The organism is Streptomyces sp. HUAS TT11 (assembly GCF_051553595.1).
Lineage (GTDB): Bacteria > Actinomycetota > Actinomycetes > Streptomycetales > Streptomycetaceae > Streptomyces.
In genome coordinates this window covers 2,692,456-2,711,913 of sequence record NZ_CP196184.1, presented here as the reverse complement: position 1 = coordinate 2,711,913, position 19,458 = coordinate 2,692,456, and the positions used below count along the sequence as shown (strand labels likewise).

The window sequence follows — 19,458 nt, the reverse complement described above, 5'->3', positions numbered from 1 at the left end:
CCGAACAGCGTACTGACGGGGTGCGACAGAGCGTCCGAGGGGGCCCGGACAGCGCGGGACCCCGGAACCGGCGCAGGGGTCCCGGGGCCCGGATCAGGGGGAGCGTCGTCAGGCCGCCCTCCGTGCGGGTCACACCCGCCGCAGCACCGCCACCACCTTGCCGAGGATCGTCGCCTCGTCGCCGGGAATGGGCTGGTAGGCCGCGTTGTGCGGCAGCAGCCAGACGTGGCCGTCCTCGCGCTTGAAGCGCTTGACGGTGGCCTCGCCGTCGAGCATGGCGGCCACGATGTCGCCGTTCTCGGCGACGGGCTGACGGCGGACCGTGACCCAGTCGCCGTCGCAGATCGCGGCCTCGATCATGGAGTCGCCGACGACCTTCAGAACGAAGAGCTCACCGTCGCCGACGAGCTGCCTCGGGAGCGGGAAGACATCCTCAACCGACTCCTCGGCGAGGATGGGGCCACCGGCGGCGATACGGCCGACGAGCGGGACGTACGACGCGGCCGGCTTGCCCGTGGTGTCCGTGGGCTGCACGGAGGACGACTGGTCCGATCCGCGGACCTCGTACGCGCGCGGCCGGTGCGGGTCGCGGCGCAGGAAGCCCTTGCGCTCCAGTGCCATCAGCTGGTGTGCCACCGAGGACGTGCTGGAGAGGCCCACGGCCTGGCCGATCTCCCGCATCGACGGCGGGTAGCCACGCCGCTGCACGGAGTCCCGGATGACCTCGATCACCCGGCGCTGCCGGTCGGTCAGACCGGAGCTGTCCGCCCGGATGCCTGGAGGTCGGCCGGGCAGGGACCGCTTGGGCCCCTCGTGATTCGTGGCTTCGTTCATGGCATGCACCGGCTCGAGTCGGCCCTGGGAGCGGTCCTGGGCAGTGATGGTGGCACTGTCTGCGGTGGTGGTCACGTCGGCCCCTCTCGATGGTCTCCCGTGCAGCACAACGGTAGTTGCTTTCGAAAGGTTGCGCCAAACACACGTTCGAGTGAAAAACCGCGAATTATCTGACGCGGTCCAGCGTGCAGGTGTATGGCCGACCGTGATCGGCGGGGGTCTCCCCACTCGGCCGCAACCAGGAGCGGACGAGGGCAAAAGCGCTCATTGCTGTACCCTTCACCGCCGGGGCGATGGCCTTGTGGGCCGCCGTGATCGGCGCCCAGTCTGCCACCCGAGGCCCCGCGGGCCGGGCACCGACCCCCCTTCTCCATGCGGCGTCCACCGTATCCACCCATGGTCCGATCGGGTATGGCCGCGCGGCATGTGCCAATCTGCCCGCTGTCTGCGTGTCGCGGCCGAATGTGTGAGCCGATCGCTAGATGTAGTGGTTGGATTGCAGCAGTGGCCCATAGGTTGTGGTCCCCCGGGTCTTCCTGGCTCGGGAGATCGCCTATGCTTGGGGCTGCTTCGAGGGGCCTGTGAGGCCCACGAGGTCTTATCAGTCGTGCTGAAAAGGAGGGTGGGAGCCATGTACTGCCCCTTCTGCAGGCACCCGGACAGCCGTGTCGTCGACAGCCGTACGACCGACGACGGGACGTCCATCCGCAGGCGCCGCCAGTGTCCCGACTGCTCCCGCCGTTTCACGACGGTGGAGACGTGCTCGCTCATGGTGGTCAAGCGGTCCGGGGTCACCGAGCCCTTCAGTCGCACCAAGGTCATCAACGGCGTGCGCAAGGCATGCCAGGGGCGGCCTGTCACAGAGGACGCACTCGCCCAGCTCGGCCAGCGGGTCGAAGAAGCGGTGCGGGCCACCGGGAGTGCCGAGCTGACCACCCATGACGTGGGTCTGGCCATACTCGGCCCCTTGCAGGAGCTGGACCTCGTCGCCTTTCTGCGGTTCGCGTCCGTGTACCGGGCGTTCGACTCGCTGGAGGACTTCGAGGCCGCCATCGCGGAACTCAGGGAGCAGCAGCGCGGGCGCCCCGCCGTGGACGACGACGACCACGGGAACGCTGTCGCGGAGCGCCAGGGAACCGACCACGGGTCCGGAGCGGCGGCAGACGCCCCCGTGCCCGTCAACGCCGCCGACTGACGGGAGGGCCGACGGGCAGGGCTCCGTCGGCGGTGCACACAGACCCGTCACGCGCGCCGTCTCGCGGCGTGCGTGACAAGCAGACACAACACCGTGCCTTGGGAAGAAAAGGGCACGTCAGGGCGTTTTTGCCTGATACAGGGAGGCGGCATGACAGAGACGGCGAGCGGTCCGGCACGAGGTTCCCGAGCGAAGGGCGCCAAGGCCACCAAGGGACTGCGTATCGAGCGCATTCACACGACTCCCGGCGTGCACCCGTACGACGAAGTCGAGTGGGCGCGCCGTGACGTCGTCATGACCAACTGGCGCGACGGCTCGGTCAACTTCGAGCAGCGTGGCGTCGAGTTCCCCGAATTTTGGTCGGTGAACGCGGTCAACATCGTCACCAGCAAGTACTTCCGCGGTGCCGTCGGCACCCCGCAGCGCGAGACCAGCCTCAAGCAGCTGATCGACCGCATCGTGAAGACGTACCGGAAGGCCGGCGAGGACTACAAGTACTTCTCCTCGCCCGCCGACGCGGAGATCTTCGAGCACGAGCTGGCCTACGCCCTCCTGCACCAGATCTTCAGCTTCAACAGCCCCGTCTGGTTCAACGTGGGCACCCCGCAGCCCCAGCAGGTCTCCGCCTGCTTCATCCTGTCCGTCGACGACTCCATGGAGTCGATCCTCGACTGGTACAAGGAAGAGGGCATGATCTTCAAGGGCGGCTCCGGTGCCGGCCTGAACCTCTCCCGGATCCGCTCCTCCAAGGAGCTGCTCTCCTCCGGCGGCAACGCCTCCGGTCCCGTCTCCTTCATGCGCGGCGCCGACGCCTCCGCAGGAACGATCAAGTCGGGCGGTGCCACTCGCCGCGCCGCCAAGATGGTCATCCTGGACGTCGACCACCCGGACGTCGAGGACTTCATCGAGACCAAGGTCAAGGAGGAGGAGAAGATCCGCGCCCTCCGTGACGCGGGCTTCGACATGGACCTCGGCGGTGACGACATCACCTCCGTCCAGTACCAGAACGCCAACAACTCGGTCCGCGTCAACGACACCTTCATGAAGGCCGTCGAGAACGGCGGCAAGTTCGGCCTGCGCGCCCGTATGACCGGTGAGGTCATCGAGGAGGTCGAGGCGAAGTCGCTCTTCCGCAAGATGGCCGAGGCCGCCTGGGCCTGCGCCGACCCGGGCATCCAGTACGACGACACGATCAATCACTGGCACACGTGCCCGGAGTCCGGCCGTATCAACGGCTCGAACCCGTGCAGCGAGTACATGCACCTGGACAACACGTCCTGCAACCTCGCCTCGCTGAACCTGATGAAGTTCCTGAAGGACGACGGCAAGGGCCACCAGTCCTTCGAGGTCGAGCGCTTCGCCAAGGTCGTCGAGCTGGTCATCACCGCGATGGACATCTCGATCTGCTTCGCGGACTTCCCGACCGAGAAGATCGGCGAGAACACCCGCGCCTTCCGCCAGCTCGGCATCGGTTACGCCAACCTCGGCGCCCTCCTCATGGCGACCGGCCACGCGTACGACTCCGACGGCGGCCGCGCCCTGGCCGGTGCCATCACCTCCCTGATGACCGGCACGGCGTACAAGCGCTCGTCCGAGCTCGCCGCGGTGGTCGGCCCGTACGACGGCTACGCCCGCAACGAGCAGCCGCACCTGCGCGTCATGCAGCAGCACTCCGACGCCAACGCCACCGCCGTCCGCATGGACGACCTGGACACCCCGGTGTGGGCCGCCGCCACGGAGGCCTGGCAGGACGTGCTCCGCCTCGGTGGGAAGAACGGCTTCCGCAACTCCCAGGCGTCCGTCCTCGCCCCGACCGGCACCATCGGTCTGGCGATGTCCTGCGACACCACCGGTGTCGAGCCTGACCTGGCGCTGGTCAAGTTCAAGAAGCTGGTCGGCGGCGGCTCGATGCAGATCGTCAACGGCACCGTGCCGCAGGCGCTGCGCCGCCTCGGCTACCAGGAGGAGCAGATCGAGGCGATCGTCGCCCACATCGCCGAGCACGGCAATGTGATCGACGCGCCGGGCCTCAAGCACGAGCACTACGAGGTCTTCGACTGCGCGATGGGCGAGCGCTCCATCTCCCCGATGGGCCACGTCCGCATGATGGCCGCGATCCAGCCGTGGATCTCCGGCGCCATCTCCAAGACGGTCAACATGCCGGAGACGGCGACCGTCGAGGAGGTCGAGGAGATCTACTTCGAGGCCTGGAAGCTGGGCATCAAGGCGCTGGCGATCTACCGCGACAACTGCAAGGTCGGCCAGCCGCTCTCCGCCAAGAAGAAGGAGACCGCGCCGGCGAAGGCCGAGGAGCGCGCCACGGAGCCCAAGGTCGAGAAGGTGGTCGAGTACCGCCCGGTCCGCAAGCGCCTCCCGAAGGGTCGTCCCGGCATCACCACCTCCTTCACCGTCGGCGGTGCCGAGGGGTACATGACCGCCAACTCCTACCCGGACGACGGTCTCGGCGAGGTCTTCCTCAAGATGTCCAAGCAGGGCTCGACCCTCGCGGGCATGATGGACGCCTTCTCCATCGCCGTCTCGGTGGGTCTGCAGTACGGCGTGCCGCTGGAGACGTACGTCTCCAAGTTCACCAACATGCGCTTCGAGCCGGCCGGTATGACGGACGACCCGGACGTGCGGATGGCGCAGTCGATCGTCGACTACATCTTCCGCCGTCTGGCGCTGGACTTCCTGCCCTTCGAGACGCGTTCGGCGCTCGGCATCCACTCCGCCGAGGAGCGTCAGCGCCACCTGGAGACCGGCTCGTACGAGCCCACCGAGGACGAGGTCGACGTCGAGGGCCTGGCCCAGTCGGCGCCGCGCGCCCAGGAGCTGAAGGCCGTGGCCACCCCGCGCGCCGAGGCCGCGACGGCCCAGCCGGCCCCGAAGCAGGCGCACACCAGCGCCGAGCTGGTGGAGATGCAACTGGGTATCCAGGCGGACGCCCCGCTGTGCTTCTCCTGCGGCACCAAGATGCAGCGCGCCGGTTCCTGCTACATCTGCGAGGGCTGCGGCTCGACGAGCGGCTGCAGTTGAGCATGAGCGGTGTCGCGTCGGATCCCGGATCCGACGCGAGCCGCGAAGGTAGCTGACCCGCGTTTCCCGAGGGGGACCGGCCGACGGCCGGTCCCCCTCGGCGTGTCCGTCCGCGGAGCACCGACGTCAGGAGGGGCGGCAGCCGGGAGCTGCCGTCCCTTCTCCGTTGGCCACGACCCGCCGGCTCGCCAGGCCCCGTAGGCGGGAAGGCACGTGGGACCTTCAGCCGCGATCGCTGCCGCAGAGAAGCGAACCCATGGCCCTGCACGGGCGGGACGCTCGATCGCTCGGCCGCCGGCGCCGCTGCCCTCGGCGGGCCAGGCGGGTACGGCGGGTCATGCGGCCTCCGAAGCCTCCAGGACCATGCGGATCTCCGTCACCTCGTAGCCCGCGCGCTCGAACGCGGCGGCCATCGGAACGTTCGTGGTGTCCGTCGTCGCGGTGATGCGCTCGGCGCCTTCGGTCGCGTGGAAGCGAGTGATCTCGGCGAGGATCTCGTCGATCAGGCCCTGCCCACGTTGCTCGGGTACGACTCCGAGATAGCCGACGTTGCGGTGGTACGGGGTCGCCGACGGCACGGCCAGACCGGCGAGCGTGCCGTCGGGCAGCTCCGCGAGCCGCCACCAGGAGCGCTCGCCGGGGCAGTCGAGGTAGAACCGCATGTCCTCCTCGGCCAGCTGCCTGGCGTCCTTCGTGCGCAGCTCGTCCTGGGTGGCCTGGTCCAGGCTGCCGGAGGACACCCGGGTGAAGGCCTCGAGGAACTCCTCGTCGCTGCCCTCGCGAAACGTCAGCCGACCACGGGCCTCAGGCAGCCCTGCCACCGGAGTCCACTCGTAGCGCAGGCGCTCGATCTCCCGGCCCAGTCCGGCGCGGGCGGCCGATGCGCGACGCCAGGCGACCGCCACCGCGAGTTCCGGTCGGGCGCGCCAGTCCGCCGGGAGGGAGACGTTGTACAGCGGGCGCGTGCCGAGGGTGGTGTGTCCGGCGTCGAGGAGCCTGGTGGCGAGGGCGCCGGGATCGGCGACCGTGGAGTGCACCTGGAGGCAGTCGAGGGCTATGGGCCGCTCGCTGTCGGCACGCCCCCACCACAGCGCGCGGGCGAGTATGTGCCCGTTCTCGTCCTCGGCGAGCCAGATCCATTCCGGGCGGAACCGGTTGGCGTCGAGCTCCTCGCGGATCCTCTCGGCGGTCAGAGCGGCGACCGGACCGTCAGCCGGATAGGCGAGGGCCCGGTCGAGGGCGGTGGGGTCCGCGGTGGCGGCAAAGATTCGCATTCGGCCCATGATCATGAGGGGGGAACGGCGGAGCAACGTATTTGTCCTTGCCTGCCGCCCCCGACGGCACCAGGGCCGCGTTCCGTCGGGGGCCCTCATCGGGGCCGCGCAGGATGCCGGAAACCGGCCCACCCGTCCTCGGCAGGCGTGGACGGACGAGCGAGCCCGGGATGTCGTCACACGCCCGGGACCGGTGACATGCGCCAGTACCCGGTCATGACGGGCGGCACCGCTGTCCGCCGTGCCGCCCGGTGCCGTCGGCCGCCTCTTCTGAGGGTGGTGTCAGGAGTCGTGCGGGCTGCCCATCACTCGGGTGAAGCTCAGCGGGTCCGTGTCGTAGCCGTGGATGCCCGGGCGGAACATCCACTCGCCGGAGGCGTCGCGCACGAACTCGGCGACCGTCGCCGCCGTCGCGCCCAGGACCCCGCCGAAATCGTCCTCGGCAAGGACGGTGTACCCCTCACGCAGCCGCAGCGCCGGGTTCAGGACGCCGACGAACGTCCTGTGGCCGGTGCGCTGCTGGATGACGACCCCGGCCACCACGCGCGCGTACCGGCCGTCGAGGCGGTGGAGCTCCAGCGTCATGACCTCGTCCCAGCCGAAGCCCTTGCCGTCCAGGCTGTCGCGGTTGAGGTAGATCGTTCCGTCGGGGGAGCGGCTGTCGAAGTGCACGACATAGGCCGGGTCCCCGTACGGATCCGACGCGAGATAGGTCGCGGCGACGATGTCGAGATCCGTCGGCGGCTGTCCGGGCGGGCTCGGGTCCCACTTCAGCGCCAACTCGACCTTGCGGATGCCCTTGTTGAGATCGCTCATCACACATCCCCTCCCCGTTGTCACGACCCTCCGAACGAACTCCTGTGCAGAGTGGGTCAGTTGTCCATTGTGCCTTGTGCACCGCGGCGCTCGCCCGGGTGCACTCCGCCGGAGCGTGACCGGCGCCACGCATCGGGGCCTTACGATGGCGCGGTGCTGGTCAAGTGGATTCGCTGCACTGTGGTGGACCGCCGCGGTTTCGAGCGGGGGCAGCGAAAGTGGGCGGGACTGCCGGGGGAGCCGGGATTCCGCGGGCAGGGCGGGGGCTGGAGCCGGGGGAGACCCGGTGTGGCGCACGTCTTCGCGTTCTGGGAGAGCCGTGCCTTCTACGACTCTTTCATGGCGCGCTCCCACGACCGACTGGCGGCGGCGCAGTCGGGGACGTTCAAGGACCAGCAGGTCCGCCTCTTCGACCACCGCTTCGACGTGAAGACCGGCTTCGAGCCCCGCTTCACGGACGCGGACCTGGTGCGGGTCGCGCACTGCAAGGTGCACGAGGAGCGTGCCGAGCACTTCGCACTGATGCAGGAGAAGGTCTGGAATCCGGCGATGGCGGGTTCGCCGGGCATGACCCGCGGACTGTTCGGCGAGGCGCCGGGTCATGAGTTCCTGATCCTGTCGATGTGGCAGTCGGCGGCGGAACACGGCAAGTACCGTGAGGAACGTATCGAGCGCCTGGCGCTGAGGGCGCAGACCGAGGCCGACGTCGCGGCCCTCACGGGGGACATCGTGGACCTGGAACCGTCGTGGACCGTGTGATCCGGCGGCACGGACGGCCACCGGGTCGGCCCGCACCTGCGTGGGAGAACCGGACTGATCGGACGGGCGTCGTTCGAATGTGACCCGTATCAAGGCCGCTCGGGTGCCCCATCGCGTGTGACCCGATCTAGGGTTTTGGCATGGCACGACCACGGCGCATCGTCCTTGTCCGGCACGGAGAGTCGGTGGGCAATGCCGATGACACCGTCTACGAGCGTGAACCCGACCACGCACTGCAGCTCACCGAGAAGGGGTGGCGGCAGGCGGAGGCGACGGGCAAACGGCTGCGGGACCTCTTCGGCGGGGAGCACGTCAGCGTGTACGTCTCCCCCTATCGCCGTACCCATGAGACGCTCCACGCCTTCCGCCTGGACCCCGATCGTGTCCGGGTCCGCGAGGAGCCCCGGCTGCGTGAGCAGGACTGGGGCAACTGGCAGGACCGCAACGACGTCATGGTCCAGAAGGCGTACCGGGACGCCTACGGGCACTTCTTCTACCGCTTCGCGCAGGGCGAGTCCGGTGCCGACGTGTACGACCGGGTGGGCGGTTTCCTCGAAAGCCTGTTCCGCAGCTTCGAGGACCCCGATCATCCGCCGAACGTGCTCCTGGTGACCCACGGCCTGGCCATGAGGCTGTTCTGTATGCGCTGGTTCCACTGGACGGTCGCCGAATTCGAGGCCCTCTCGAATCCGGGGAACGGCGAGACGCGCATGCTCCTGCTGGGCGAGGACGGCAAGTATCGACTCGATCGCCCGTTCGAGCGCTGGCGGGAGCCGCAGCCCTACTGGGTCACCGGATAGAGTGGCAGTGCGATGACCGCTGACTCCTCTTTCCCCGGGCGGCTGGAACGCGCCCTGGCCAGTCTGCGCGGACTGGCGGTGGGGGACGCACTGGGCTCTCAGTTCTTCGTCCCCGCGAACTATCCCCTGCTCAAGCGCCGTGAGCTGCCTCCGGGTCCCTGGCAGTGGACGGACGACACCGAGATGGCCTGCTCCATCGTGTCCGTTCTGGCCGCGCACCGCCGTATCGACCAGGACGCACTGGCGCGCTCCTTCGCGGAGCACCACGACTTCGACCGCGGTTACGGGCCTGCCGTCAACCGCCTCCTCAGGCTCGTACGGGAGGGCGGCGACTGGCGCGAGCTGTCCTCGGCACTGTTCGACGGCCGCGGGTCGTGGGGCAACGGCGCGGCGATGCGGATCGCCCCGCTGGGCGCCTGGTACGCCGACGACCCCGAGCAGGCCACGCACCAGGCGGAGATCTCCGCCTACCCCACCCACCAGCACCGTGAGGCCGTGGTCGGGGCCATGGCCGTGGCCGCCGCGGCCGCCCTCGCCGCCGATCCGGCCGGGCCGCCGACCCCCGGGGCCCTGCTCGACGGTGTCATCGCGCTCGTGCCGAAGAGCGCCGTCGGGGCCGGGCTGCGCCGGGCGCGGGACATGCTGGACTACAGCGACGCCACGACCGTCGCCGCGGTTCTCGGCTGCGGGAGGCGTACGACGGCGCATGACACAGTGCCCTTCGCGCTCTGGTCGGCCGCCCGCGCCCTCGGCGACTACGAACAGGCCTTCTGGACGACCGCGCAGGTGGGCGGGGACGTCGACACGACCTGCTCGATCGTCGGCGGGGTGCTCGCCGCCGGGAAGGCGGGGACGCCGCCGGGGGAGTGGCTGGAGCGTGCGGAGCGGCTGCCGGACTGGGCGTCTCCGGCGTCGTAGACGATCGGGATCACCCCCCGGAGCACCGCGGCACTCGCAGGCGGAAGGCCGTCTCCGGGGATGACCGGAACCGATGCGCGCAGGTGAGGCGGCCCCGCCACCATGGGCCAGGACCGCCTCCACAGGAAGGCACTACGACGGTGGGTACGGCCGGAGGACATTCCTGCTGTCGTTCCCCAGGAACCCTGCGGCCGTCGCGGGTGGGCCCCTGCCGTCCGGTTCGTGGGCCGGACGGCGGGAGCCGGGCCCGCTCAGCCGCCTGCGGGTCCCGCCGTGCCGGCCAGGGCCTCCAGGTCGCTCTTGCGTACGCGGATGACCACCGTCGCCGTGACCAGTGCCAGTACCGCCATCGCCACGGCCGGGATGAAGGCCGTCGAGATGCCATGGGCGAGCACCTCGTGCCCCCAGGGCGCCGGCAGCTGGTGTGTCCTGGCGAACTCCGCCTTCTGTTCGGCCGTGCCGCTCGCCATGAGGTTCGGTACCTGCTTCTCCGCCTCGTTCCGGCTCGCGGTGCCGAAGATCGTGGTGAGGATGGAGAGTCCGAGCGAACCACCCACCTGCTGCATGGCGTTCAGGAGACCGGAGGCCGCGCCCGCCTCGTGCGGGGCGACGCCCGAGACCGCGGTGAGCGTCAGCGTCACGAAGTTCAGGCCCATGCCGAAGCCGAACAGCAGCATCGGACCGAGCACGCCGGACAGGTACGAGCTGTCGGGGCTGATGAACGTCAGCCACCCGAGCCCGAGCGCGACGAGCGTCGCGCCCACCAGCATGAACGGCTTCGGGCCGAGCACCGGCAGGAACCTCTGCGACAGCCCGGCACCGATCGCGATGGCCACCGTCACCGGAAGGAACGCCACACCGGCCGAGATCGGCGAGTACCCCAGCACGTTCTGCACGAAGAGCACGATGTAGAAGAACATGCCGAACATCGCCGCCGCCAGGCTCAGCATGATCACATACGTGCCCGAGCGATTCCGGTCGGTGAACATCCGCAGCGGGGTGATCGGCTCCTTGGCCCGTGTCTCGATGAATCCGAAGGCCACCAGCAACACCACCGCCGCCGTGAAGGAGCCGATGGTGAGGCTGTCCCGCCAGCCGTCCTCCGCAGCACGGATGAAGCCGTAGACCAGGGACGCCATGCCCACGGTCGAGGTGAGCGCTCCGGCTATGTCGAACCGTCCGGGATGGCGTTCTGATTCGTTGATGAACCTCGGTGCGAGCACGGCTATCAGTACGCCGATGGGTACGTTCACGAAGAGGACCCAGCGCCAGTCGAGCCACTCCGTGAGCATGCCGCCGGTCAGCAGGCCTATCGCGCCGCCGCCGGCCGAGACCGCCGCGAAGACGGCGAAGGCCCGGTTCCGCTCCGGGCCTTCCGGGAAAGTGGTGGTGATGAGCGCCAGCGAGGTGGGTGACGCGATGGCGCCGCCCATGCCCTGCAAGGCACGCGCGGCGAGCAACTGCCAGGGCTCCTGGGCGAGTCCACCGAGCAGCGAGGCGAAGGTGAACAGCAGGATGCCTGCCATGAACACCCGGCGTCGGCCGAGTATGTCTCCGGCCCGGCCGCCGAGCAGCAGCAGTCCGCCGAAGGTGAGCGTGTACGCGCTGACCACCCATGTCAGATCGGTTGTGCTGAACTGGAGCGCGTCTTGAATGTGCGGGAGCGCGATGTTCACAATCGTCGCGTCGAGTACCACCATGAGTTGGCAGGCCGCGATGACCGTGAGCGCGATGCCGGGATGAGCCGCCCGGCGGGCGACTCCCGGCTTCTGTTTCTGGAGCAAAGGAGAGGTTGTCACGATGGATCCCCCACGAAGTCGTTAGTGAACGACCGCGTTCACTGTTGCGTCAAACGGTAGTGAGTCCCCATCAGTGAACGCAAGCGTTCACTGAGTTCGATGCCGTGTGATCGCCCCCGACCGCTCGCCCCTTCCCCGAAATCCCCGCTTCCTCATGCTCAACGGAGACACTCAGATGGGTACTTCGTCCTGGACGGCCGCCTCCGCTCAGCCGGCCTCCCTTCGTCGACGTGGTGCTGTGCTCGAGCGCGCGATCCTCGAAGCCGCCCTGGAGCAACTCAGTACGGTCGGCTGGAACGGCCTCACGATGGAGGGCGTCGCCGCAGGCGCCCAGACCGGCAAGGCGGCGGTCTACCGCCGCTGGCCGTCCAAGGAGGATCTCGTCGCCGACGCGCTCCAGGCCGGGCTGCCCCGCCTCGACGAGGCGCCCGACCACGGGAATGTCCGCGAGGACCTCCTCGCGCTCTGCCGGCTGGCCCGCGAGGCGATGTACTCGCGACCGGGTTTCGCGCTTCGATCGGTCATTCACGAATGCGACAATCTGCAGGCCGAGCGCTTCCATGGTGTGATCTACGACGGTGTTGTGGAGCCAACCCTCAAGCTGTTGCGCGAGGTCGTCAACCGTGGAATCGAGCGAGGTGAGGTACGCCCCGCCGCTGCGAACGGCTATGTCTTCGATGCCATTCCGGCGATGATGATGTACCGAGCAAAGATGTGCGGAAGTGAATGGGTCGAGCAGGACATCGAGGAGATGATCGACCAGTTGATGCTTCCGCTGCTCCGTCCCGAGCAGGGCTGATCCCGGCCTTCCGAGCCGCCGGATCGCGGCGGTGGGCGTGCTTGCGAACGGGCCGCCGAGAGGTGCGCCGCCGCCGGGGGAAACCGGGGTGTCGCACGGGGATCCCGGCGGCGTAGGCTAAGGGCGCCATGCCGTACGAACCACCTACTCACACCGTCGAGCGCTCCCTTCGCGCAACGACCGGAGCGAAGGTCATCGCCGGTGTAGACGAGGTGGGACGCGGTGCCTGGGCCGGCCCCGTCACCGTCTGCGCGGCGGTCACGGGCCTACGCCGGCCCCCCGAGGGCCTCACCGACTCCAAACTGCTCACCGTGAAGCGGCGCACCGCACTCGCCGTGGTGCTGGAGCAGTGGGTGACGGCTTACACCCTCGGTCACGCCTCCCCCGAGGAGATCGACGACCTCGGGATGACCGCTGCACTCCGGCTCGCCGCCGTTCGCGCCCTCGAAGCGCTCCCGGTCCGCCCCGAAGCGATCATCCTCGACGGGAAGCACGACTATCTCGGGATGCCCTGGAACGTCCGTACGGTGATCAAGGGCGACCAGTCGTGCGTGGCCGTCGCGGCGGCCTCGGTGATCGCCAAGGTTCACCGCGACAAAATGATGGCCGAACTGGGTATCGACCATGCAGACTTCGGGTTTGCGGCCAACGCCGGGTATCCGTCCCCGGTGCACAGGGCCGCACTCGCGGAGCGGGGCCCCACCCCGTACCACCGCTTGTCGTGGGCGTATCTTGATGCGTTGCCTCAGTGGCGGCATCTCAAGAAGGTCCGCAGCTGGGTGGACGGAAGCGCACCGGAAATCGAGGGCCAGCTCGGCTTCGATTTCTGACCGGTTCCGATCGCACTCATGTGCCACCCGCCGACGCCGGCCGCACCGGCGTTTGATAGATATCAGCCCATGCCTCTCATTCCCGAGGAGCCTCAGATTCACGAGAGTGCCCAGGGTCCCCGCGCCACGCCGGCCGGAGGCCGGACCGCGTCGACCCCTCGTCCCGTACCCGGGCCCCGTCCCGTGGCCCCCCCGCGTCCCGGTCGTCCGGGGCCGAGGCCCATGCCGGCCCAGCGCACCCCGCGCGAACCGGCCAAGTCCGAACAGCCAGCCCCCTCCGACAACCCACAGATCCAGCTCATCCCGGCCTCGGTCGAGGGCGCGCTGGACGCCGCCGAAGAAGCCGTCGACCTGCTGCTCGACTCGGGTCGTGTTCCCGGCGACGTGCTGGTGGTCACCACCGGCGAACCGCATCCGTGGGCCGCGCACGAAATGTCCTTCGGTGAGACCGCGTACTGGGCGCAGCACGACGCCGGTGACGACGTCTTCTACGCCGACGCCTCCGTGGTCTCCCGCGCCGCCGCCCGCCCGGTGGTCGTGGTCGCCGTCAACGGTGGCGCCGACGAGTCCGTCGCCACCGTGCTTCCGCTGGCACTCGGCCGGGCCGGTGCCCTGCTGATCGTCTGCGGCGACCCGAAGCAGATCGACTCGGTGCTCGGCGTGGGCGTCTGAGCGGTCCGGGCCCTGTCCGGATCGCTCAGGTCCCGCCCGTTCGCGCGGAGACCGGAGCCGGGTCACCCGGTTCTGGCTTCGGGTGTCGGCGGGAGTGCCGGATCGACGGCCTGTGTACGGTGGTCGATCCGACATGCGCCTTCGCCGGGGCGCCCGGTCCCTCGCGGACTGCCGGGACACCGTCGCTGATCGCCGGCCCGGCGGCTCGCTGTGGCATACCCGGCTGTGGCATATCCATGTCCCGGGCCGACGCGACGCGACTGCGGCTGCCCACGTACCGCCTGCACCTTCTGCGTCGCGTCTTTCGGGGTGCGCCACGGTCCGCTCGGCCGGCCGTCGTCGGAATGTGACCCGGCCCCTGCGGGCCGACCTAGCTTCCGTGGGCGGTTGCGCCGCCGTCAGCGGGCGGCGGCCCGGTGCATCACCTCGGAGGCGACGCCCCCGGTGCGCGGGCGCGCAGGCGGTGCTCCCGTCGGATCGGTGCTCTCCGGAGCGGACTGCGAGTCCGGGCGGCGTCCGCCGCGCCCCTCGCCGAGAACCTGCCAGCCGTCACGGGTCAGCGTGATGTACGAACCGCAACGCAGTCCGTGCAGCGTGCATGCGTCCCGCAGCCCCCACATCCACGCCCCGTCCTCCTCCGTCCACCGCGCGTCCCCGTCGCGGCAGTGGAGCAGCACGGCCGTCCGCACCGGAGTGCGGCGCCGCAGGTCATGCGGAATCACCCGGCGCAGCTGGGCGAGAAGCGCGTTGCGGAACGTCCAGCCGTCCGCAGGGGCCTGGCGGCGCGTGAACGAGGCGCTCGCCCGCAGTTGTTCGTCCGGATCCAGGACCGCCACCACGACCGTGGAGGGCCGCGGCCGATGCAGAGCATGGAGCCCGACGACGACTTCACGGGGGTTGCGCAGCAGCGGAATCCCTGCGGCTGCCCACTCGGCGGGCTCGAGCACCCGGGCCAGGGGATTGGCGGAAGCGGCGGACAGCTGGGCGGACGCCGACATGGATGCCATCGGGGACGAAGCGAATCCGAAGGTCACGATCCTCCCTTCGGCTACGCGCCCACACTGCGGGCGGGGTCGGACTCGGGGGGCGCATCCCAACGGGGTCCTGCCGGATCACGGACGAACCGTGCGGGGAGCGGACCTCAATTCTTGCCGTCGAACTGGAATGCGGCAACGAGCAATTGACTCCACCGGCCGGTTCCTGGCGATCTGTGGCCTATATCCCCTGCTGCATTTCTTCCGGATGTGCTCCCGGTCTCTGGCGGATGTGTGCCCAGGGAAGGGGCGGGTCACGCCTGCACGGCGAGTACCAGCGGGAACACCCCCTCCGCTCCGGTCCGGCGCAGCATGCGTGCGGCCACGGCCAAGGTCCAGCCGGTCTCCGTCATGTCGTCCACCAGCAGCACGGGACCGCCCGCCTCCCGCAGCGCCGAGGCGAGCTCGGGGAGCACGGTCAGCGCACCGTCGAGCGCCTTGAGCCGCTGTGCGCTGTTGCTCCGGGGCACACGGGGGACGTCGCCGGCGTACTCAACGGAACCGAGCAGCGGCAGCCGCCCGACCTCGGCGATGCGCGCCCCCAAGGAGTGGATCAGCTGCGGACGTGTGCGTGAGGCCATGGTGACGACGCCGACCGGGCGCGGCTGTGCGTCGGGTCGTCCCGAGGCCCAGCCGCCGGGTCCCTTGGCCCAGTCCGCCAGCACGCCGACCACGGCCTTCGCGACATCGTCCGGGACGGGCCCGTCCTGGGCCTGAGCTGCCAGTATCGGCCGCAGCCGGTTGCCCCAGCCGATGTCGGACAGCCGCCCCAGCGCTCGCCCCGGCGCGGCCTGCTCCCCGGCCGGGATGCGCCCCTTCAGCTCCACACCGACCGCCGGCAGACCCGTGGGCCACATCTTCCGGGGTTCGACCTCGACACCCGCGCGGCCGAGTTCACCGAGCGCCGCATCCAGCGCGGCCGGGGAGACCGCGTCCGTGAACCGGGGTCCCGCGCAGGAGTCGCAGCGTCTGCACGGCGCGGCGCCCTCGTCGTCCAGCTGACGCCGCAGGAACTCCATGCGGCAACCCGTCGTGCTCACGTAGTCGCGCATCGCCTGCTGCTCGGTGCCGCGTTGCTTGGCCACCCAGGCGTAGCGCTCGGTGTCGTACGTCCACGGGACGCCCGTCGCGATCCAGCCGCCCTGCACACGGCGCACCGCACCGTCCACGTCCAGGACCTTGAGCATCGTCTCGAGCCTGGACCGCCGCAGCTCGACCAGCGGCTCGAGGGCGGGCAGCGACAAGGGCCGGTCCGCCCGGGCAAGGGCGTCCAGAGTGCGTCGCACCTGCTCCTCCGGAGGAAACGCGATCGAGGCGAAGTACTGCCAGATCGCCTCGTCCTCCTTGCCCGGCAGCAGAAGCACCTCGGCGTGCTCGACACCGCGTCCCGCCCGCCCCACCTGCTGGTAGTAGGCGATCGGGGACGAGGGTGAGCCGAGGTGCACCACGAAGCCTAGGTCGGGCTTGTCGAAGCCCATCCCGAGGGCGGACGTGGCGACCAGCGCCTTGACCCGGTTGGCCAGCAGGTCCTCCTCCGCCTGCTGCCGTTCGGCGTTCTCCGTCTTGCCGGTGTACGAGGCCACGGTGTGCCCGCACTGCCTCAGGAACGCGGTGACCTCCTCGGCCGCCGCCACGGTGAGCGTGTAGATGATGCCGGAACCCGGAAGCTCGTCGAGGTGGTCGGCGAGCCAGGCCATACGGTGGGCGGCGTCCGGAAGCCGCAGCACGCCGAGGCTCAGACTCTCCCGGTCCAGCGGGCCGCGCAGCACCAGCGCGTCCGTACCGGCTCCGGTACCGAGCTGTTCCGCCACGTCCGCCGTCACCCGGGCGTTGGCCGTCGCGGTCGTCGCCAGCACCGGCACGCCGGGCGGCAGATCCGCGAGCATCGTGCGCAGCCGGCGGTAGTCGGGACGGAAGTCGTGGCCCCAGTCGGAGATGCAGTGCGCCTCGTCGACCACCAGCAGGCCGGTCGCGGCCGCCAGCTCGGGGAGCACCCGGTCCCTGAAGTCCGGGTTGTTGAGCCGCTCCGGACTCACCAGCAGGACGTCCACCTCGCCCGCGGTCACCTCGGCCTGGATGGTCTCCCACTCCTCCGAGTTCGACGAGTTGATGGTGCGGGCGTGGATTCCGGCCCGTGCCGCGGCCTCGACCTGGTTGCGCATGAGGGCGAGGAGGGGCGAGACGATGACCGTGGGGCCCGCGCCGCGCTCGCGCAGGAGCGCGGTCGCGACGAAGTAGACCGCGGACTTGCCCCAGCCGGTGCGCTGGACGACCAGGGCTCTGCGCCCGTGCGCCACGAGGGCCTCGATGGCGCTCCACTGATCCTCGCGCAGCCGGGCCTCGCCGGCCGGGGCGCCGACGAGCCGGGCGAGCACCGCGTCGGCGGCGGCCCTCAGCTCGCCCCCGGCCCCGGTGCGGGGCGGGTCCAGTGGGGCGGAGCCCGAGTCCGGGGTGCCCGTCGGCGTGGACGTGGTTCCGTGCGTCGTGCGGAGCGGGTGTTCGTCGGTCATGGCATCCATGCAACCTGATCGGTCCGACATCGCGCGAACGAGCCCGGTGGCTTGTGGACAAAACCTGGCGTGCTCATGGCCATGGTTATCCACAGGCCGAAACGGAATGTGAGGATCCGCGAGATCGTCGCGGCATGACGAACCACGACGAAGTGGCCGGTTCCTCCGGCACCGGTGACATGGGCGCATCCGCACACACCGGCGGCGAGCCCTCAGTACGCGAAGGACACGGACCCTTGGCGGGCCCGTGCAGCGAGACCCAGGTCACGCTGCGTTCCCCGGCCGAACTGGCCGACGCCCTGCCGTATCTCCTGGGGTACCGGCCCGAGGACAGCGTCGTGCTGGTCGCGCTGCACGATCGTGAGGGGCGGGGAAGGTTCGGCGGGCGGGCGCGGCTCGGTATCCCCGTCCTCCCCGACGACTGGCCGTCCGCTGCCCAGCAACTGGCGTACGGCCTGGTGGACGGCAGCCGGCGCAGAGGGGCCGGGCCGGAGGCCATGATCGCCTACGTCGTCCAGGAACCCGCCGGCGGGGAGACGGGCCGTGACGTGATGGAGCGGCTGAGGCCGCTCGCCCAGTCGCTGCGCACGGCCTGCGGCAGCCTCGACGTTCCCGTGGTGGAGGCCTTGTGCATCTCCGGCGGTCGCTTCTGGTCGTACTGCTGCGCGAGCTCCGTCTGCTGTCCTGCCGAGGGGCGGACGATGGGCCTTCCCGGCACCTCGGTGCTGGCGGCCGCGGCCGCCTATGCCGGTCTTCACGTGCGCGGCACCCTCAAGGAGTTCAGGGTGCGGCTCAGTCCTCTGGAGACGTCCGACGCCGTCGCTCAGGAGGCTGCGCTGGACGCCGCGAGCTCGGCACTCGTCCCCAGGATTCTGAGGGACGGCACACGCGACGACGTCGCCGCCGAAACACTCGCGCTCGCCGAGCGGGTCATGGCCCGCCTCGCCGAGACCACGCCCGTCGCGGCCACACAGGAGGTGGACCGCCGCGACGACGAACTGCTCGAACACGACGAGGCCGCGGCCATGATCCTCGGGTTGCAGGACCGCACCACTCGTGACCGCGCCGCGGCCTGGATGGAGGGGCCGGAGGCCGCCGTGGCCCTGCGTCTGTGGCGTGCGCTGGCCCGTCGTTGCGTCGGCGGATACGGCGAGCATGCCGCCGCACCGCTGACACTCGCGGGATGGGTCGCCTGGTCGACCGGCGACGAGCTCGAGGCCCGTGAAGCCCTGGCCATGGCCCTCGGCGCGGACCCGGAGTACCTCTTCGCCCGCCTCCTGCACCAGGCGTGCAACGACGGCCTTGACCCGGAGGCGGTCCGCCGGTGCCTACGGGCGGAGCCGGTGGGCCACGGAAGCGAGGTGAGCACGGACGCTGTGGAACCGGACGGTGACGTCGCGGCGACGGACGATCCGGCCGCTTCACGGGCAGGAACCGGCGGCGACCGTTGTCTCGCCGCACAGGCCGAGACTGCGGGCGACTCGTCCGAGGAGTGGCCCGTGCCCGTCGGCGATGACGGCTGTCCCGTCGACGAACCGTCCGACGCATGGCTGACGACCCTTTCGGACGACGAGCCGCTGCCCGAAAGCTGCCCGGTCGATTCATTCGGTGGTGGAAACGCGCTGTCGGGCGGCGGCTTGACGGCTCCCATCGCTGAGGGTTCCGCGACTTCTGGTGGCCCGATGGTTCCTTCCGTTGCGGGGTCCGCGGCTGCGTGTGGGCCCGTGGCTCCTGCCGTTCAGGGGTGTGCGGCTGTTGGTGGCCCGCCAGCTCCTGCCGCAGGGAGGTCCGGGGCCACCGGTGGTCCGGTGGCAGCGGCGAACTCCACGGACGCAGATGTTCCGACGGCGGCTCCCACCGCAGACGGGCCCTCGGCCGCAGGTGTTCCGGCGGCCGCTCCCACTGCAGACGGGCCCTCGGCCGACGGTGGTCCGGTGGCCTCCACTGCTGCGAGGCCCGCTGCCGTCGGTGGCCAGACGGTTCCCGTTCGCCAGGCACCCCCGCCCGACGACGTCCCGTCGGCTGTCACTGACAAGACGTCCGTGGCCGACAGCCGTCCGGCGCCGTCGTCCACCGGACCTTCGCCCGCCCTCGACACCGCAGCATCCTCTGGTGAGGAACCGCCGCCCGACCATCCGCTCGACACTCCGGCGGGCCCGAATCCGTCGGCGGACAGCCGCCC

General features: G+C 70.1%; 14 protein-coding genes and 1 pseudogene. 9 read left to right on the top strand and 6 right to left on the bottom strand.

Annotated features, from left to right (window positions below):
* Positions 1-129: 129 nt before the first annotated feature.
* Complete coding sequence (gene lexA, locus ACSHXN_RS12155; RefSeq protein WP_355129648.1) at positions 130-909, bottom strand: transcriptional repressor LexA; 780 nt, start codon at positions 907-909, stop codon at positions 130-132.
* Between the two features lie 556 nt (positions 910-1,465).
* Here lexA and nrdR point away from each other — a divergent pair.
* Together nrdR and ACSHXN_RS12145 are read left to right on the top strand one after the other, a co-directional pair.
* On the top strand, positions 1,466-2,029 hold the full coding sequence (nrdR, locus tag ACSHXN_RS12150) for a transcriptional regulator NrdR (RefSeq protein ID WP_438303077.1): 564 nt from the start codon (positions 1,466-1,468) through the stop codon (positions 2,027-2,029).
* A gap of 150 nt (positions 2,030-2,179) precedes the next feature.
* The gene (locus ACSHXN_RS12145; protein ID WP_355129644.1) at positions 2,180-5,065 is read left to right on the top strand and encodes a vitamin B12-dependent ribonucleotide reductase; all 2,886 of its coding nucleotides are present in this window, start codon (positions 2,180-2,182) and stop codon (positions 5,063-5,065) included.
* A gap of 335 nt (positions 5,066-5,400) precedes the next feature.
* Here ACSHXN_RS12145 and ACSHXN_RS12140 read toward each other — a convergent pair whose 3' ends face one another.
* Positions 5,401-6,339 (bottom strand): GNAT family N-acetyltransferase, encoded by a 939-nt coding sequence (locus ACSHXN_RS12140; protein ID WP_438303075.1) that lies wholly within the window; start codon positions 6,337-6,339, stop codon positions 5,401-5,403.
* Positions 6,340-6,621: 282 nt separating this feature from the next.
* Positions 6,622-7,155 carry a TerD family protein gene (locus tag ACSHXN_RS12135; RefSeq protein ID WP_355801789.1) on the bottom strand — a complete coding sequence of 178 codons (534 nt, stop codon included), beginning with the start codon at positions 7,153-7,155 and terminating at the stop codon, positions 6,622-6,624.
* A 153-nt stretch (positions 7,156-7,308) separates the two neighbouring features.
* On the opposite strand from ACSHXN_RS12135, the gene ACSHXN_RS12130 reads away from it, so the two are divergent.
* The 3 genes from ACSHXN_RS12130 (at position 7,309) to ACSHXN_RS12120 (ending at position 9,632) form a co-directional block, all read left to right on the top strand.
* Complete coding sequence (locus tag ACSHXN_RS12130; RefSeq protein WP_355129638.1) at positions 7,309-7,914, top strand: YdbC family protein; 606 nt, start codon at positions 7,309-7,311, stop codon at positions 7,912-7,914.
* A 140-nt stretch (positions 7,915-8,054) separates the two neighbouring features.
* Positions 8,055-8,714, top strand: a complete 660-nt coding sequence (locus ACSHXN_RS12125; RefSeq protein ID WP_355129636.1) for a histidine phosphatase family protein — start codon at positions 8,055-8,057, stop codon at positions 8,712-8,714.
* 12 nt (positions 8,715-8,726) lie between these two features.
* Complete coding sequence (locus ACSHXN_RS12120) at positions 8,727-9,632, top strand: ADP-ribosylglycohydrolase family protein (RefSeq protein WP_355129634.1); 906 nt, start codon at positions 8,727-8,729, stop codon at positions 9,630-9,632.
* Positions 9,633-9,883: 251 nt separating this feature from the next.
* Here ACSHXN_RS12120 and ACSHXN_RS12115 read toward each other — a convergent pair whose 3' ends face one another.
* Positions 9,884-11,431: an MFS transporter gene (locus tag ACSHXN_RS12115; protein WP_355129632.1), complete on the bottom strand. Its 1,548-nt coding sequence runs from the start codon at positions 11,429-11,431 to the stop codon at positions 9,884-9,886.
* Between the two features lie 175 nt (positions 11,432-11,606).
* Between ACSHXN_RS12115 and ACSHXN_RS12110 the strand changes: the two genes are divergently transcribed.
* From ACSHXN_RS12110 to ACSHXN_RS12100, 3 genes are all read left to right on the top strand, one after another.
* Positions 11,607-12,230: a TetR/AcrR family transcriptional regulator gene (locus tag ACSHXN_RS12110; protein WP_355129630.1), complete on the top strand. Its 624-nt coding sequence runs from the start codon at positions 11,607-11,609 to the stop codon at positions 12,228-12,230.
* Positions 12,231-12,358: 128 nt separating this feature from the next.
* Positions 12,359-13,060 carry a ribonuclease HII gene (locus tag ACSHXN_RS12105; RefSeq protein ID WP_355129628.1) on the top strand — a complete coding sequence of 234 codons (702 nt, stop codon included), beginning with the start codon at positions 12,359-12,361 and terminating at the stop codon, positions 13,058-13,060.
* A gap of 69 nt (positions 13,061-13,129) precedes the next feature.
* Positions 13,130-13,732, top strand: coding sequence for a hypothetical protein (locus ACSHXN_RS12100; protein WP_355129626.1), 603 nt, complete (start codon positions 13,130-13,132; stop codon positions 13,730-13,732).
* A gap of 398 nt (positions 13,733-14,130) precedes the next feature.
* Here the strand turns inward: ACSHXN_RS12100 and ACSHXN_RS12095 are convergent, their stop codons facing one another.
* Complete coding sequence (locus tag ACSHXN_RS12095; protein ID WP_355129624.1) at positions 14,131-14,766, bottom strand: hypothetical protein; 636 nt, start codon at positions 14,764-14,766, stop codon at positions 14,131-14,133.
* 254 nt (positions 14,767-15,020) lie between these two features.
* Positions 15,021-17,276: a RecQ family ATP-dependent DNA helicase gene (locus tag ACSHXN_RS12090; protein WP_355129622.1), complete on the bottom strand. Its 2,256-nt coding sequence runs from the start codon at positions 17,274-17,276 to the stop codon at positions 15,021-15,023.
* A gap of 134 nt (positions 17,277-17,410) precedes the next feature.
* On the opposite strand from ACSHXN_RS12090, the pseudogene ACSHXN_RS12085 reads away from it, so the two are divergent.
* Positions 17,411-18,757 (top strand): annotated as a pseudogene (locus tag ACSHXN_RS12085) (DUF4192 domain-containing protein); the annotation flags it as partial.
* Between the last annotated feature and the right edge of the window lie 701 nt (positions 18,758-19,458).